The organism is Sphingomonas sp. UYEF23 (assembly GCF_040546165.1).
In the GTDB taxonomy this organism is placed as follows: Bacteria; Pseudomonadota; Alphaproteobacteria; order Sphingomonadales; family Sphingomonadaceae; genus Sphingomonas; species Sphingomonas glacialis.
On sequence record NZ_JBEPNG010000001.1, the window covers coordinates 401722 to 416842 of the forward strand.

The 15121-nt window shown below is 63.7% G+C and carries 15 protein-coding genes and 1 tRNA gene; 8 read left to right on the plus strand and 8 right to left on the minus strand.

Going from position 1 to position 15121, the window contains the following annotated elements; genetic code table 11:
* The first annotated feature begins 108 nt into the window (after positions 1-108).
* From ABIB28_RS01870 to ABIB28_RS01885, 4 genes are all read left to right on the plus strand, one after another.
* Positions 109-387, plus strand: a complete 279-nt coding sequence (locus ABIB28_RS01870) for an integration host factor subunit beta (protein WP_133188652.1) — start codon at positions 109-111, stop codon at positions 385-387.
* 43 nt (positions 388-430) lie between these two features.
* Positions 431-516 (plus strand) — tRNA-Leu (locus ABIB28_RS01875).
* A gap of 162 nt (positions 517-678) precedes the next feature.
* Complete coding sequence (locus tag ABIB28_RS01880; protein ID WP_354285953.1) at positions 679-2415, plus strand: radical SAM/SPASM domain-containing protein; 1737 nt, start codon at positions 679-681, stop codon at positions 2413-2415.
* An 861-nt stretch (positions 2416-3276) separates the two neighbouring features.
* Complete coding sequence (locus tag ABIB28_RS01885; RefSeq protein ID WP_354285955.1) at positions 3277-3438, plus strand: hypothetical protein; 162 nt, start codon at positions 3277-3279, stop codon at positions 3436-3438.
* Positions 3439-4100: 662 nt separating this feature from the next.
* Here ABIB28_RS01885 and ABIB28_RS01890 read toward each other — a convergent pair.
* On the minus strand, positions 4101-4379 hold the full coding sequence (locus ABIB28_RS01890; protein ID WP_354286329.1) for a DUF4031 domain-containing protein: 279 nt from the start codon (positions 4377-4379) through the stop codon (positions 4101-4103).
* Between the two features lie 359 nt (positions 4380-4738).
* On the opposite strand from ABIB28_RS01890, the gene ABIB28_RS01895 reads away from it, so the two are divergent.
* The 3 genes from ABIB28_RS01895 (at position 4739) to ABIB28_RS01905 (ending at position 9489) form a co-directional block, all read left to right on the plus strand.
* Positions 4739-7129 (plus strand): DUF3772 domain-containing protein, encoded by a 2391-nt coding sequence (locus tag ABIB28_RS01895; RefSeq protein WP_354285957.1) that lies wholly within the window; start codon positions 4739-4741, stop codon positions 7127-7129.
* A 443-nt stretch (positions 7130-7572) separates the two neighbouring features.
* Complete coding sequence (locus ABIB28_RS01900; protein WP_354285959.1) at positions 7573-9051, plus strand: ABC transporter substrate-binding protein; 1479 nt, start codon at positions 7573-7575, stop codon at positions 9049-9051.
* 24 nt (positions 9052-9075) lie between these two features.
* Positions 9076-9489 (plus strand): DUF4112 domain-containing protein, encoded by a 414-nt coding sequence (locus ABIB28_RS01905; protein WP_133191972.1) that lies wholly within the window; start codon positions 9076-9078, stop codon positions 9487-9489.
* Between the two features lie 34 nt (positions 9490-9523).
* Here the strand turns inward: ABIB28_RS01905 and ABIB28_RS01910 are convergent, their stop codons facing one another.
* The 4 genes from ABIB28_RS01910 to ABIB28_RS01925 form a co-directional block, all read right to left on the minus strand.
* Positions 9524-10240: a ribonuclease T2 family protein gene (locus ABIB28_RS01910; protein WP_354285961.1), complete on the minus strand. Its 717-nt coding sequence runs from the start codon at positions 10238-10240 to the stop codon at positions 9524-9526.
* Positions 10237-10662 (minus strand): hypothetical protein, encoded by a 426-nt coding sequence (locus ABIB28_RS01915; RefSeq protein ID WP_133188658.1) that lies wholly within the window; start codon positions 10660-10662, stop codon positions 10237-10239. Before ABIB28_RS01915 ends, ABIB28_RS01910 begins: the two co-directional genes overlap by 4 nt.
* A gap of 64 nt (positions 10663-10726) precedes the next feature.
* Positions 10727-11575 (minus strand): carboxylating nicotinate-nucleotide diphosphorylase, encoded by an 849-nt coding sequence (gene nadC / locus ABIB28_RS01920; RefSeq protein WP_133188660.1) that lies wholly within the window; start codon positions 11573-11575, stop codon positions 10727-10729.
* A gap of 95 nt (positions 11576-11670) precedes the next feature.
* Complete coding sequence (locus tag ABIB28_RS01925) at positions 11671-11928, minus strand: DUF6894 family protein (protein ID WP_133188662.1); 258 nt, start codon at positions 11926-11928, stop codon at positions 11671-11673.
* A 247-nt stretch (positions 11929-12175) separates the two neighbouring features.
* On the opposite strand from ABIB28_RS01925, the gene ABIB28_RS01930 reads away from it, so the two are divergent.
* Positions 12176-12901, plus strand: a complete 726-nt coding sequence (locus ABIB28_RS01930; RefSeq protein ID WP_354285964.1) for a Crp/Fnr family transcriptional regulator — start codon at positions 12176-12178, stop codon at positions 12899-12901.
* Between the two features lie 14 nt (positions 12902-12915).
* On the opposite strand, the gene ABIB28_RS01935 is transcribed toward ABIB28_RS01930, so the two are convergent.
* Genes ABIB28_RS01935 through ABIB28_RS01945 form a run of 3 tightly spaced genes read right to left on the minus strand, consistent with a single transcriptional unit; the run spans position 12916 to position 15044 of the window.
* Positions 12916-13185: a DUF6894 family protein gene (locus tag ABIB28_RS01935; RefSeq protein WP_354285966.1), complete on the minus strand. Its 270-nt coding sequence runs from the start codon at positions 13183-13185 to the stop codon at positions 12916-12918.
* A gap of 23 nt (positions 13186-13208) precedes the next feature.
* The gene (gene nadA, locus ABIB28_RS01940; RefSeq protein ID WP_354286331.1) at positions 13209-14219 is read right to left on the minus strand and encodes a quinolinate synthase NadA; all 1011 of its coding nucleotides are present in this window, start codon (positions 14217-14219) and stop codon (positions 13209-13211) included.
* 51 nt (positions 14220-14270) lie between these two features.
* The gene (locus ABIB28_RS01945) at positions 14271-15044 is read right to left on the minus strand and encodes a hypothetical protein (RefSeq protein WP_354285968.1); all 774 of its coding nucleotides are present in this window, start codon (positions 15042-15044) and stop codon (positions 14271-14273) included.
* Positions 15045-15121 lie beyond the last annotated feature (77 nt).

Genomic DNA, 15121 nt, shown 5'->3' on the forward strand with positions numbered 1-15121 from the left:
TTTTTTTCCGTCGTTTTCAACCTATCCCCATGCTAGGCTTGCTATAGATCAAGCCGAAGCGGCCATTTCGTCCGCTCGGGCGAGGCTTGGGGGTAAGGAACGCGTACGATGATACGATCAGAATTGGTGCAGACACTGGCTGCCGAAAATCCCGATTTGTCGCCCCGCGATATCGAGGCTCTGGTCACGACCTTTTTTGACGAAATCATCAAGCGGCTTGCGGCTGGCGGGCGTGTCGAACTGCGCGGCTTCGGCGCCTTCTCGACCCGCGCACGCGATGCGCGCACCGGGCGCAACCCTCGCACTGGCGAACTGGTCGACGTCGACGCAAAGCGCGTGCCCTATTTCAAACCCGGCAAGGAAATGCGCGCCAATTTGAACGTCTGAATGGGTTGACGCCGCGCGCGCGGTGCGCTTGGACGAGGACCGCGCGGACGTGGCGAAATTGGTAGACGCACGGGACTTAAAATCCCTCGCCCTCAGGGTGTGCGGGTTCGAGTCCCGCCGTCCGCACCAGCTTGAAATCTTTTGGTAAATCCGGTGCATTTCTGCGCCGCCGGCGCTTGCGTTCCAAAAGAGGAAATCTCTGTTGCGACAATGTGAACGATGACGCAACAAGGCTCGCGATTGTGAACGCAGCAGCTTGAGTCATCCTCATGCCTATCGGAGTACCTCGACGTGCGCATCGAACGCAATCACCGCCTCCACCGGCCTTTTCGTGAACGAAGCTCACCGTATGTGGAAAACTGGGGCGGTCGCTTTTTCAGCGAGTTCATCACCTTGCCGGCAGGTCGATACGCGGCGCGCATCCACGTCTGCCAATCCGAAAAAGCCTCGGGCGAGATTATCACGCTTATAGTCCGCGACGCGCAGAGCGGCCAAGAGATAGGCCGTGACGAATTCAGCGCGACCAAGGATAACCCGCGCCGGTCGGACGAAAGCATGATTTCTTTCGACGTCGTCGAACACGGAGTGCTCGAGATAAGTGGGGAGGTAAGCGCAAATTGTGAAACAACGCTGTTGAGACGACTGACGATTGTCGATGCCACCAGCAGCAAAATCTGTCGTAAGGATTTTTTCGAGCCCGCTGTCAAACCGTTCGATTTAACCAAAGTTGAGCGATTGCATCTTGGTACGACAGGCGTTTGCAATGCCTCATGTATTCATTGCCCGACCAACAAACCCGGTATGCGCATGCCGAGCGGGCGCATGGACATCAAAATGTTTGAGCGGCTGATTGATGATCTGCGCGCAGGCGGATTTACGGGTGAAATCTGCTTCGCCCTATTCGCAGAACCTTTGGATGATCCGCATTTAATCGAACGCCTCCGCTATATCCGGCAAACCCTCGATTGCAGGATATCTCTTTCAACGAATTGCGCGCTTTTCGACCCGGCCAAGCATGCCGAAATGATAACTCTACTTGACCACATTTCGGTCCATGTCGAGTCGGCCGATCCAGTCGTATATAACAAGATGATGCGTCCGCTGAAGGCAGCGAAAGTCTTCCCAAAGATTCAAGCCTTGCTCGATTTGGCAGATGAAAAGCAGCGCGATCATATCTCGCTCACCGCCCCCCTACACAAGGAAAATATCAACTCGTTCTTCAGTCTTAGCGATCTGTTCGACCGCGGGAGAAACAGCGATTATCTAAACCCGGGAACCTTGTCGAGTGGATGCCGTCCGGAAGGGTTATTCAGAGATATTGCTCTCGCACCGACAGCAGAGTCATGTCGCCCGAACGATTTGCAGGCGAACGTTTTCATAGACTGGAATGGTGACGTCGTTCCATGCTGTCGTGACTTTTCTAAATCGATGGTGTTCGGCAACCTGGCAAATCAGACGCTCGCCGCGGTGTTCGGAGGCGAAAGGCGATCGGCGCTTGCTGAGTCATTCCGGCGTGGTGAATGGGCTAGTAAAAAGGCGTGCGAAAATTGTCGAGTGGATCAGTCCCCTGCAGTCCGCATGTTGATCGAGGGCCTCAAGGGATACGCCTCGCCGCAGCACCTCTCATTTCCACCTGCCGCGTTCCGTTTGGGTATGGATGTGGTCCGCGAAGGCGATCACTCGATCGTTGCGCGATCGGGAGGGTCAGACGGATGCGTAATCTACGGTCCATATTCCGAACTGCCCCGGGGCGAATTCCACGCCAGTTTCGAGCTCAGCTTGAAAAGTGCTCCGGAGGCTGATGCTCCGTTCACCCAAGACGCTGCCTATATCGTTGTTGAGGCGACCGACGGCGACGGCACAAAGGTCATGGAAAGTAAAGTCCTCCGGCTGGGTGAACTAGATCTCGGCACGGACATCACGTTCCGACAAGAGACGGCGGGGCACGTTCAATTTCGAATCTTCAAACACGGTCCGATCGATATCGTGTTCGGGGGCGTGCTCGTCACCCAAACCGACCTCATCTAGCAGCTCTGGGACTCTTCGGCAGGAATAGCAGCCGGTTACAGCTGGATCTCCTCTTGGGAATACTCGCTTCCACCATCAATAGCCGCTTGCGTGGCGATATCGTCATCAAGATTGATGTAGACACCGAGCGGTCCGAAGATCATTTGAAGTATAGCCATTGGAGACGCGACCATAACGGACGCCAAAGATTTGACGGATAGAGAGTTTTTACGATCAAACGGTGATATCGGCAATATAGAGATCGATATGCTCGATTTTGTAGGCGGCTACCATAACAAAAAGCAAGAAAATAACCTTAGACGGATGCGGACTTTACTGCGCTAAAGCTGCGGTATTTTTTGAAGATAACAGAGACATCCAATTGCATATCAAAAATACCGTTCTCTCGGGTAGCGAAACTGACGTTCTGTCCCCGACAGGACTGCGCAAACTAACGATCGATCAAACCGATTTCGAAGATTGGAATCTTTCTCCCGAAAAAGCTTTTGGCCGACTTTCAAAAGAAAGCTCGCGAAACTAAGTAAAAGGCTGGCACAAGGCCTACTTGGAAAGGAAATGTCACCGGCTATTTCTTTAAAATGGCGGCCCTTTAGATAAGGACACATCATCAAAAACCCCGTCGCGATTTTCTGGCATGCCTGTTCCAAACCGAATGAGCGAACGCGAGCTGAGCCTAGCCGTTGTCTGCATTGCATTCGTCAATGATGCGGCGCGGGTTCAAGTGCCAGCATCCGTCCTAGCGCTCCGGTTTCGCGCGACACAGACGACGTCGGCGATCAAGCGGTCGACGCCATCGTGCATCTCGCATACGCTTCGCATCTCCAAGGCTGCGAGAACCCAATGATGCAAATACCCAATGATGTGAACGAAGCGATTGAGCGTTTTCAGAAATTCCTCGGCAGCTGCCCCGACGAGATGATTGATGCGAGCAGCGGTTTCACAAAGAGTGACGGCATGCTGCTGGTGGGCGAAGTCGAGCTGTCGCACGCGCACGACGATCTCGACGGCCGCTCGATGGACTAGCGCAACCTTGCACTCCACCAGAGCCCTAGGCGCGCGCGTCACAGGCGGGGCACAGGGCAAAACCGCCCCTGGCCGGGCCATCGTTATTCTTGAACCGTGCTCCGCAATGACCGCATTCTGCATTCGAGTAATCCGGCTGTCGGGTGCCCCCAAGTTGCTGCTAAACCAATGCCATCAATTCTTTTTCGCGCCTGCTGCCCATCCCACGAAATCTAACTGACATAACCTAAAGCATCACTAAAAGTGAGACGGGTTCGCACATAATAGCCTCATATTTAGGTTTTCTCTTCGATCTTAACTGGAGATGGGCGATATTCTTGGTCGCGAACCTAAGCCTCCGCCAGGCGGTACGACCAACCTTCGTTGCCCTAACAGCCGATACACAGCGACCTGCTTTTCTATCCTCTCAGTCTTGGAAGCGTCACTCATACTCCGTCACCCCCAAGGCGCGCGATCTCGGGCGTTAGCGAGGGGATGGCGCTTGTCATTGCGCGGCACGCCGCGACCCGTTCGAGGATAAGCTGCGCGCGCTTCCGCGTTGCCGGGTTTGCCGACTGGAGGCGGTGCCGCGAGGTGAACTCAGTCGGCCCGGATTTGTCAGTCGGGACCGCACCGGCGGCGATCGCCTTCGCGTTCGCGCCAAGCGAGACGTCGAAATGCACTCACGACGCAGCGCGATGCTTGCCGAACGACAGGGTTGGGTGACGTTGGATCCACTTCCGCTGCACGCTGACCGTGTCGGCCATCGCGAGCAACTCGGCCTCGGTGTCTGCCCACATGTTGCACATCACCATGCGGCCGAACGAATGTCGGACGTCGTCGACGAAGACGCTCGCCGGGCGTCCCCACGTTCCGACAAATCGTGTCCTCTCTCGTACGGTAAGCGAGGCACATCTCGAAAACCTGTCGGACGCAACGTTGAAAAGGCGACAAAAAGGCAGGTCTTAAAATCCCTCGCCCTCAGGGTGTGCGGGTTCGAGTCCCGCCGTCCGCACCAGATTGGAATCTTTTGGTAATCGCTTTGCCTGTTTGAGCCCGCAGCGCCTGAAGCCCCCTGCATCCCAACACCCCATCTTGGCTCGTGACATGCGGGGGCCCGGCCGCCCCCGGACGGTGTCTTCACGCCCGGCCTCCTTCCCTGCTGGAGGTCCACACCGACCCGCTCGAAAAACGGGGAGCAAGCCCCCTCCGCACCGCGTCCAACGGGGCAAAGCGGTAGTGTGATCGCCCAGCATCGGATACGCCGCTGGTGCCCCGCGTTCCAGTCGAGCAGGGCGGGTGCGGTGTTTGGACGGATATCATGAGAAAACGACTGCTGGGCGCGCTCGCCTTATCGATCCTGGCCTTCTCGATCCTGATCGCACAGCCCTTGGCCGCGCAGACGCCTGCCGTGACGCTCTCGGTCCAACTCGCGCGAACCGAGACCGAGCTGCGCGCAGTCGATCGCGCGCTCGACGGACGCGTCGACGCTGACGCGCAAAAGGCGCTGCGCATGCGCGCGCTCGCCGCACAGCAAGTCGCCAAGGACGTCGGCGCCGCGCTGGACGATCAGATCACGCTGCTCGATGCGCGGATCGCCGGGCTCGGCCCCGCGGCACCCGGCGTGACCGAAGCGCCCGACATCACGGCGCAACGCGCGGCGCTGACGCAACAGCGGTCCGCGCTCGATGCGACCGCCAAGCGCGCCGGGCTCGCCAGCGTCGAAGCCCAACAATTGGTCGACGAAATCGAACAAAGCCGCGAGCAGCAATTCAACGAGAAGATCTCGGCCCAGGCGGCGTCGCCGCTGGCGCGGACGTTCTGGCAGACGTTGCTGGCTTCGCTCCCGCGCGACATCAAGCGGGTCGGTCTCTTTCTCAAGCAGGGCATCGATCAGATCGGCAGCGCGCGCCATGGCCTGCCCTGGCAAGCGCTGCTTGGCCTCGTGCTTGGCTTCGTCGTTTTCCTCCCCGTGCGGATCTGGGCGCGCGCGCTCGGCCAGAAGGTTCTGGTCGAAGGCGCGCCGGGGCGCCGCGTGCGGCGATCGGCCAATGCGCTGTGGCGCGTGATCATCGGGACGCTGTGCCCGCTCCTCGCCGCGATGATCGTGATGCAGGGCTTGCGTTGGTCGGGACTGCTCCCGCTGCGGTGGGCCGGTATGGGGGATGCGGTCGTGCTCGCGACGGGCTTCAGTGCGTTTACCGCCGCCGTCAGCGGAGCGCTGCTTATGCGACGCCAGCCCTCATGGCGGATCGCCGCGATCGACGACGAGACCGCGGCGCGCGTGAGGCCGCTCACCTGGATCCTCGCAGGACTGTCGTTCGGCACGATCCTGCCGTCGGCATTCGATACCGCGATCGGCGCGAGCCAGGCTGCTCAGGTCGCGAGCCAGACGCTGATTGCCTTGCTGCACTTGCTGCTGATCGCGACGTTCCTGCTGGTGCTGGGGCGGCTGCGCGCCGAACGATCGGCGAAAGACGATGCCGCCAGTGGGACCGCAAGCGCCGGAGTCGGCATCGTGCTGCTCGTGGTGTGGGTGCTCGTCTTCATCGCGTCGACCGCCTTGTTGCTCGGCTATATCGCGTTCAGCCTGTTCACCGCGCAGGTCATCGCCTGGGCGGCGATCCTTGGCGCGACCGTGTATTTGATGACCGCCGCGGTCGACGATGTCGCGACGAGCGCCTTCACGCGGTCGAGCCGGCTCGGCGTCACGCTGACCCGCGCGCTTGGGGTGCGCGGCAGCGTTATCGACCAGTTCGGCGTCCTGCTCTCGGCCGTCTTGCGACTGGTGCTGGTGTGCGTCGCGCTTGGGCTGCTGGTGTCGCCGTTCGGGGGCAGCGGCGGTTTTGCGGCGGTGTTCGGGCGGCTCGGGGTGCTCGCGCAGGGCATCGAAGTGGGGGGTGTTTCGATTTCGCCGACAACGATCCTGCGCGGGGTCGTCGTGCTCGGCATCGGCCTGGCGCTCACCCGCGCGTTCATGGGCTGGCTCGAGAACCGCTACCTGCCGATCACCGACCTCGACGGGAGCGGTCGCAACTCGGTGAGCCTCGTGGCGCGCTATGTCGCGATCGCGGTCGCCTTTATCTGGGCGCTCGCATCGCTCGGCATCGGGGTCGAACGAGTCGCGTTGCTGCTATCGGCCTTGTCGGTCGGCATCGGGTTCGGCCTGCAGGCGATCACGCAAAACTTTGTGTCGGGGCTTATCCTGCTGGCCGAGCGCCCGATCAAGATCGGTGATCTCGTCCGCGTCGGCAATGACGAGGGCGACGTGAAGCGCATCAGCGTCCGCTCGACCGAAATCGAGCTGGCCGATCATTCGACGCTGATCGTCCCCAATTCCGAGCTGATCACCAAGTCGGTGCTCAACAAGACGATGGCGGGCCCGCTGGGGCGGATCCAGATCAAATTCTCGGTCCCGCTCGATACCGACGCCGGCCAGGTACGGGCCATGGTGCAGGAGGCCTTTGCGAGCGATGCTGCGGTGCTCGACGAACCGCCGCCCAAGGTCTTCATCGACGGGCTCACCGAAGGACGGATCGAATTCAACTGCTTTGGCCACGTTGCCAATCAGCGCGCGGTCTATGCCGCGCGCAGCACGGTGTTGATGACGTTGCTCGACCAATTCCGGGCCGCAGGGATCGACATTGGCACGGTTCCGCAGCGGCTCGAACTGATCGCTGCGGGGACCGATCTTACCCCCCATGCTCCGTGATGGCCGCTCGCGAATGCTTGAGGCCTGGACGGCGTCGACATCCGTCGACCTGATCGTCCACACCGGCAAGCGGCGCGATGCGGCGGGCGACGGATAACCCGGTCCCGCCATGAGGCCCCGCTGCCTAGCGCATCGCGAGCGGATCGGCCGTAGCGTTGCCGATATTGGTCGCGCGTTTCCTGGTCGCGGCCGTTTGGCACCATTGACGGCGTCGGTGAGCCCTGCCGGCGCGACGGTGTCGGCAAAGTTTGACGAGGCGGTTGCTGGTGCCGCGGCGTCTGGCGCGCGCCGCACCTCTATAGGGCGGATCAACTCGGTCGAGACCCACGTTTGCGGGGCCACGAACACCGAGAGCGCCGCCAGAGAAACCGCCAGCTTGTCCGCACGCCACCGGCCGGTCCACGGTGGCGCTCCGCCAAGGCGCGTGGCAAGACGCGCGGATGATGCCCGCGCCGTCCCGCCTCGTGCCGACCAGCAAGACCCTCGGCCTCGCCACGCTGCTCGCGCTCGCCGCGTGCACGCCGCGCGCCGATACCGGGCCCGTCGTGGTCAGCGCGATCGGCGGCGCACCGACCCTGGCCGACCCGGCGCGCGATGCGCTCGACACGCCGGCGCGGCTGATGCTCGACGCGACGGCGCAGGGACTGGTCCGCTTCGATGCCACGGGCCAGGTCGAGCCCGGCATCGCCGAGCGCTGGAGCGTGATCGACAACGGCACGAGCTACATTTTCCGGCTGCGCGGCGGCGAATGGGCCGATGGCCAGCCCGTGACCGCAGCCGAAGTCGTCAAGCTGCTGCGCCGCCAGCTCGCGCCGCAATCGCGCAACCCGCTGCGCCCGTTCCTCACCGCGATCGACGAGATCGTCGAGATGACCCCCGAAGTCATCGAGATCCGGCTCAAGCGCCCCCGCCCCGATCTGCTCAAACTGTTCGCGCAGCCCGAGCTCGCGATCTTCCGCGTACAGCCGCCGAGCGGCAGCGGGCCGTATCGCGTCATCGCGCAGCGCCGCCACAGCGTCACCTTGCGCCCCGCATTCGACCCGGCGCGCGCGGTCGAGGACGAGCCGGTCGAACCCTCCCCCGCCGCCAACGTCCAGCTCATCGGCGAGCGCGCCGCGCGCGCGATCGTGCGCTTCACGCGCGGCGAGACCGCGCTCGTCACTGGCGGCAGCTTCGACGATTGGCCGCTCATCATGACGACGCAGATCGCCCCCGCCAACCGCCGCTTCGATCCCGCGGCGGGTCTGTTCGGGCTCGCGGTGGTCAACCGCAGCGGCGTGCTCGCGGATGGCGGCAACCGTGCAGCGATCGCGCGCGCGATCGACCGCGCGGGCTTCGTCGCGGCGATCGCGGCGGACTGGGCGCCGGATACGCAGCTCCTCCCCGAACAGCTCGACTCGGCCGCCCCGCCCGCGGTGCCCGGATGGTCGCTAGCGCCGGCCGAGGGCGACCCCTCGCCGCGCGCGCGCATCGATCAATGGCGTACGGTCAATCCCGGCGATATCCGGCTGCGCGTCGCGGTGCCGCGCGGCCCCGGCGGGACGGTGCTGTTCGGCTATATCGGGGCGGCGCTGCTGTCGCTCGGCATCGAGCCCGAGCGCGTCGCGCCGAATGCCGCGGCCGATTTGCGGTTGATCGACGCGGTTGCGCCGTATGACAGCGGCCGCTGGTACGTCGCAACCGCCTGCCAGCCGTGCAGCGAAGCCGCGAGCACGGCGATCGAGGCGGCACGCGAGGCCGATTCCCCGCGGCTGCGCGCGCAGCAGATTGCCGCCGCCGATGCCGCGCTGGCCGCCGATGTCGCGTTCATTCCGCTCGCGCGTCCGCTGCGCTGGTCGCTGGTCAGTGTCGGCCTCAAGGCCTGGACGGGGAACTCGCGCGCGTGGCACCCGTTGAGTCACTTGCGCAACGATTCCAATTGAGGTGACATGGCCAACACGTCTCGCATGACTCCCCCGCCGCTCGGCGACTTTGCAGCGCGCTATGCGGGCAAGGACCCTGCGGCGGTGCGTAAACGGATCGAGGCGATGGAGCATTTGCTCGAGGGCCTGTTCACCATTCCGGGCATCAACCGAAAGGTCGGGCTCGACGTAATCCTCGATCTGATCCCGATCGGCGGCGATGCGGTCGGCGCAGCGATGGGCGCGTGGATGGTGTGGGAAGCGCGTAACCTCGGCATGTCGAAGACGCAGATGGCGCGGATGTTCGGCAATGTCGGGATCGATTTCGTGCTCGGCGCAGTGCCGTTCATCGGCGCGATCCCCGATTTCCTGTTCCGCTCGAACACGCGTAACTTGAAAATCATCAAGCGCCATCTCGACAAACATTACCCCGCGACGGCGGTGATCGACGCGCGCTGACCCGCGGGCAGTGTCGGGGGCGCGGGGGCGGCGCTTAGAAGCGCCGGCCGCGCCACACCTTGACGCTGTCGGCGTTCGCCAGCCCGCCCGATCCGGCGACGCAGCGCGTATAGGCAAAGCTCTTGTCGAGGCACAGCCACAGCTCGTCGAGCCAGCCCTTCTTATTCGCCGTCACGCGCACCGCGCTCGCCGGAACGCCGGGATTGGCAGCGGCGAAGGCGCTGGCGAGTTGGCCGGCGGTCAGCGGTCGGCGCGACAGCCGGTCCATGTCGGGATAGCGCAGCTTGCCGTACAGGCCGTTCGAGCGCGCGAAATAGGCATCTGGCGTGATGCCCATGCATGTGCCGTGCTTCGCCCATTCGTGCTGGAGCAGTTGCGGCGACGGGGTCGCGCAGACATGCTGCTTGATCAGCTCGGGCGAGAGTAGCGGCGTTGCAGCGCAATATTGCGGCCATTCCTGCCCGACGCCATCGGGCCACAGCCCGTGCAGCGTGAAGCCGAAGCGGTTGCCGCCGCCGCACTGAAAGCTCTTGGCCGGATCGTTGGAATTGCCATGGCAATATTCGGGGGCCCAGGTCAGCGCGAGCGTATAGCCGGTGATCGGGCGGATGCGCTGGGGTTGCTTGTCCGACGCAAGATCGGGATGCGGGCGCGGCAAGCTCGCGGGAACGCTGCATTGCAGCGCCTGCGCGCTGACGGCACCCGGCAGCGCAAGCGCTGCGACGACGACGGCCTTGGACAGAAATTTCATGCGACACTTTCCCCGAACCAGATCTTGCTCTCGGGCTTGAACAGTTGCCAGACCGCGATGCCATCGAGCACCAAGGCGACGACTGAAAGCACCGCGCCAATCCCCTGCGGGCTGGTGCCGCGCACCACGCTCCAGACAAAGCCGAGCGCGCCGATCGCAAAGAACACGGTGATGAACCACTTGGTCACGACCGACTGCGCGCGCGCGGTGAAGTACCACAGGAACAGCGAAATCAGGAGCCCGAGCAGGATCCCGCCGATCAGCGTACCGGCCCCGAATGACGCCCCCATTTGGGCTGCCACCGGATCTTCGGTAAGCCGCGTCACGCTCGCGTTCCACGACAGCGCGGCGTTGACCAACCCGACGAGGACGCCGCCGAGATAGCAGCGTTCGAACAGCACGATCGCGTTTGGACGCTCCACGATTCTTCCCCCCTTAGAAGCCCTTGCGCGCCAGATTAGCGCCGGGCGCGCCCCGCGCAATGGCTCATCCGAGCGTGGTGAAATCGAGCCCGATATCGGCCGCCGGCGCCGATTGGGTCAGCCGACCGACACTGACATAGGTGACGCCCGACTCGGCGATCGCGCGGATCGTGTCGAGCCGCACCCCGCCCGATGCCTCGGTCGGAACGCGCCCGGCGACGAGCGTCACCGCCGCGCGCAGCATCGGCGGGTCCATGTTATCGAGCAGCAGGTGCGTCGCGCCCGCCGCCAGCGCTGGCTCGATCTGCGCGATCGAATCGACCTCGACGATGATCCGCGCGATCCCCGCCGCGACGGCGCGCGCGACCGCTGGGCCGACGCCGCCAGCAACCGCGACATGGTTGTCCTTGATCATCGCGGCATCCCACAGCCCCATGCGGTGGTTGGTGGCCCCGCCCATCCGCGTCGCATATTTCTCGAGCGCGCGCAGGCCCGGGATCGTCTTGCGCGTATCGAGCAAAGTCGCGCCGGTCCCCGCGATCGCGTCGACATAGCCGCGCGTCATCGTCGCGATCCCCGACAGATGCTGGACGGTGTTGAGCGCCGAACGCTCGGCGGTCAGCATCGCGCGGGCCAGGCCATGCAGCCGCAGCAGCGCGGTCCCGGCCGCAACGCGCTCGCCATCCTCGACCAGCCGCTCGATCTCGACCGCCGGATCGAGCGCCACGAAGAACGCCTCGGCAATCGGCAACCCCGCCACGACGATCGCGTCGCGGCTGTCCATCACGCCCGTAAAGCGCGCATCCGCCGGGATCACCGCGCTCGACGTGATATCGCCGCCCGGACCGAGATCCTCGGCCAGCGTGGCAGCGACAAAGGCAGTGAGATCGAAGCGATCGAGGGTGAAGCGCACGGCAGCCTCCGGCAGCGGGGTGGAAAGCGGGCCGCTATAGGATGGCGCAGGCGATCAGGCCAGAAATTGCCGCTCAGCGCGCAACGGCGACCGAGTCAGGCGACCGTATCGCGGCCGGGCACAACAGCGATCGCATCGGCAAAGGCGATGTCGAGCACAGTGGCGCCGCGATCGTCCGCGACACACAACCGCGTGTCGAGATAGAGCGCTCCGTTCCTCGCATCGGCGGCAATGATATCGCGCGCCCACGCGACCGCTCGTGTCCGCACTTCGGCAAGATCGGCAATCTCGACGCCTTCGGGATCCAGCAAAAGATCGCCGGCTTGATACAGATGGAAATACCACCGAGGCATAGACGCTCCTCGCATGAGACGAGAGACGGATACGCGTCTCACGGACGCCGGTCCGTCGGTTCGGCTTCGCTCCGAGCCTATCACCGCGCCCCTCCGCGCTCTACCGAAAACCGCGCACCGCATTGAGAGCATTGATATTTGATAGGCGCAGCCAGAACGATCCACGCTAAAGCGCGGCATACCGCGCACCGCTACAGGGTCCTAGGCGACTGTGAAATGCTTACGCTCCCGCCCCGGCGGAGGGCCAATGCATTTCGATCCTGTTCTCGAGACGATCGTCACCCGACTCGAATCGCGCGCGACCCTATCCGATGACGACCGTAGCGCGCTGCGCGCCCTGACGTACACGCGACGCGAGGTCGAAACCTCGAGCTATCTCGTGCGCGAGGGCGCGCCGACCCTGCGCTGCACATTCCTGCTGTCGGGTTTCTGCTATCGCCAGAAATTGACGACCGAGGGTGCCCGCCAAATCGTGTCGATCGAGATACCAGGGCATTTCATAGATTTGCAGCATCTCTTCCTCAGCGAGTCTGATCATAACGTCCAGGCTCTGACACGCGGCAGCGTTGCCGAGATCGACTCGGCCGCGCTGCGCAAGCTCGCGCTGACGCGTCCGGCGATCGGCACGGCGTTGTGGACCGAAGCATTGATCAGCGCGTCGATCTCTCGCGAATGGATCGTCAATGTCGGGCGGCGTGACGCGCACAGTCGAGTCGGGCATTTGCTGTGCGAACTGGCGGTCAGGCTCCACATCACCACCGGCGCGAACGAGCGACACTACGATTTGCCAATGACGCAGGAGCAGCTCGGCGACGCCGTCGGCCTCACCCCGGTGCACGTCAATCGCGTGCTGCGCGCGCTGACGCAGCGCGGCCTCATTTCGCGCGACCGGCGCCAGATCAAGATCCTGAACTGGGACGCACTGCGCGACGCGAGCGATTTCAACCCGCGCTATCTGCACCTCTCGTCATAACCGAAGCCGGCGCGTCAGTGCGGCGGCGCTCCAGCCTCGACGGTCGCGACGATGTGGACCGTCAGGAAGCGCGCGCCTTCGTCATCCTCGACGTGCACGTCGAAGACGATGTCGGTCTTTCCCTCGCGCAGATCCGAGGTCAGGATTTCCCCCGCCGCGTCTGACGCCCGCGCGCGCGCAAGCGTGAGCGACGCCAGTTCGGCACCGACCTCGTCGCGAACGTACGAGGTTTGGTTCAGGACATGGAAGAAATAGCAATGCATCCCGATGGTTTCGCATAGCATCGGGGGTGCTGCCATAAACTCAATCAGTCGCCGGACACACGTAATGGGCCAAGATCGCCCATCCCCACCGTCCCGCTCGCCATCGCCAGCATCGCGTCGAGGCTCTTCTTGGCGCGCAGCCGCAGCCCTTCCTCGATCTCCACGCGTGGCGTCAGGTCGCGCAGCGCGACGTAGAGCTTTTCCAGCGTGTTGAGCGCCATGTACGGGCAGATGTTGCAGTTGCAATTGCCGTCGGCGCCGGGCGCGCCGATGAAACTCTTGAGCGGCGCCGCCTTCTGCATTTGGTGGATGATATGCGGCTCGGTCGCGACGATCAGCGTGTCGCCGGGCATCGTGTCGGCGAAGGCGAGGATCCCGCTGGTCGACCCGACATAATCGGCATGATCGAGAATATAGGGCGGGCATTCGGGATGCGCGGCGACCGGCGCCCCGGGATATTGCAGCTGGAGCTTGAGCAGTTCGGTCTCGCTGAACGCCTCGTGGACGATGCACACGCCCGGCCACAACAGCATCTCGCGCCCCGTCTTGCGCGCAAGATAGCCGCCGAGATTCTTGTCGGGGCCGAAGATGATCTTCTGGTCGAGCGGGATCTGGCTGAGGATCTTCTCGGCCGACGAGCTCGTCACGATGACGTCGCTGAGCGCCTTCACCTCGGTCGAGCAGTTGATGTAGGTCAGCGCGATGTGATCGGGGTGCGCCGCGCGGAACGCCGCGAACTTGTCGGGCGGGCACGAATCCTCGAGGCTGCAGCCCGCGTCCATGTCGGGCAGCACGACGATCTTGTCGGGGCTGAGGATCTTGGCGGTCTCGGCCATGAAGCGCACGCCGCAAAAGGCGATGACATCGGCGTCGGTCGCCGCGGCCTTTTTCGACAGGTCGAGGCTGTCGCCGACGAAATCCGCCAGATCCTGAATCTCGGGCTTCTGGTAATAATGCGCGAGGATGACGGCGTTGCGCTCGGTCCGCAGCCGGTCGATCTCGGCGCGCAGATCCAATCCCGTCAGGCTCCCGCCGATCCCGTTGCGCGCGTCCATAGTCAGTTCCTCGTCGTGGAGGTCGTCAAATGGACGCACGCGCGCGCGGGATCAAGGCATTCCCGGGAATGGGGGGAAAGCATAGCCCGAGACCGCCGCGCCGGGTGTTCCAGCGACGACCGCCGCGTAGAACGCCGCGCCGAGCGGGCTGAAGGAGATCAGCTCGACCAGTACCGTCGACCCGACGATCGCCCCGAGCCCCCACCACCACGCCGGATGGACGCTGCCCGAGCGGCGGATGTCGGCGGCGATCCCGATCAGCGGGAAGATCAGGACCGCCAGGAAATCGACCTCATAGGCATACGGAATGAGCAACGGCAGCGGCAGCAGGCGGCCGAACGCGGGCCCGAGCAGCAGCGCCATCCCGCAATAATGCAGCCGGCGATGCCACTGCGTCGATCGCCGCAGCACGATCGCCGCGGCGGTCAGCCCGGCGAAGGTCAGGATCAGCACCGGATCGAACACGAGAAACTGCGCCGGCAGGAAAACGGGCGGCACGCGCCCGAGCTGCACCAGCCGCGTCGTGACGAGCGTTCCGAGCACCACCATCGCGACGACCCAACCCGCGCCGATCCAGCCCAGCCCCCGATGCAGCGCAATCGCGCCGCTCGACACCAAACTGTTCTGCGCGACGTACAGCACCACCCAGCCCATGAAGACGAGCGCGTGGGCGTGGACGATCGGCGGCGAGGCGAAGCTCGACCGGCCGCTCGCCAGCGCAAAGGAAAAGCCCGCAAAGACGACCAACGCCATGAGATAGGACGTAACGAGAAAGAAACGATCGTCGCTTCGCACGATCGTATCCGGCGCTGCGATAGTTGCCATGCCCACCCCCCGATGAAACCGACTCGTGGGCGCGTCTTACCACAGTCGAGCGGGCAAGACACGTCGCACCAGCGGGT

What these genes read in the sequence shown, in the direction of transcription:
- ABIB28_RS01870 (WP_133188652.1), top strand. Translation starts at nt 109, where the DNA reads ATGATACGATCAGAATTGGTGCAGACACTGGCTGCCGAAAATCCCGAT.
- ABIB28_RS01895 (WP_354285957.1), top strand. Translation starts at nt 4,739, where the DNA reads ATGAGAAAACGACTGCTGGGCGCGCTCGCCTTATCGATCCTGGCCTTC.
- ABIB28_RS01900 (WP_354285959.1), top strand. Translation starts at nt 7,573, where the DNA reads ATGCCCGCGCCGTCCCGCCTCGTGCCGACCAGCAAGACCCTCGGCCTC.
- ABIB28_RS01905 (WP_133191972.1), top strand. Translation starts at nt 9,076, where the DNA reads ATGACTCCCCCGCCGCTCGGCGACTTTGCAGCGCGCTATGCGGGCAAG.
- ABIB28_RS01910 (WP_354285961.1), bottom strand. Translation starts at nt 10,240, where the DNA reads ATGAAATTTCTGTCCAAGGCCGTCGTCGTCGCAGCGCTTGCGCTGCCG.
- ABIB28_RS01925 (WP_133188662.1), bottom strand. Translation starts at nt 11,928, where the DNA reads ATGCCTCGGTGGTATTTCCATCTGTATCAAGCCGGCGATCTTTTGCTG.
- ABIB28_RS01930 (WP_354285964.1), top strand. Translation starts at nt 12,176, where the DNA reads ATGCATTTCGATCCTGTTCTCGAGACGATCGTCACCCGACTCGAATCG.
- ABIB28_RS01935 (WP_354285966.1), bottom strand. Translation starts at nt 13,185, where the DNA reads ATGCTATGCGAAACCATCGGGATGCATTGCTATTTCTTCCATGTCCTG.
- nadA (WP_354286331.1), bottom strand. Translation starts at nt 14,219, where the DNA reads ATGGACGCGCGCAACGGGATCGGCGGGAGCCTGACGGGATTGGATCTG.
- ABIB28_RS01945 (WP_354285968.1), bottom strand. Translation starts at nt 15,044, where the DNA reads ATGGCAACTATCGCAGCGCCGGATACGATCGTGCGAAGCGACGATCGT.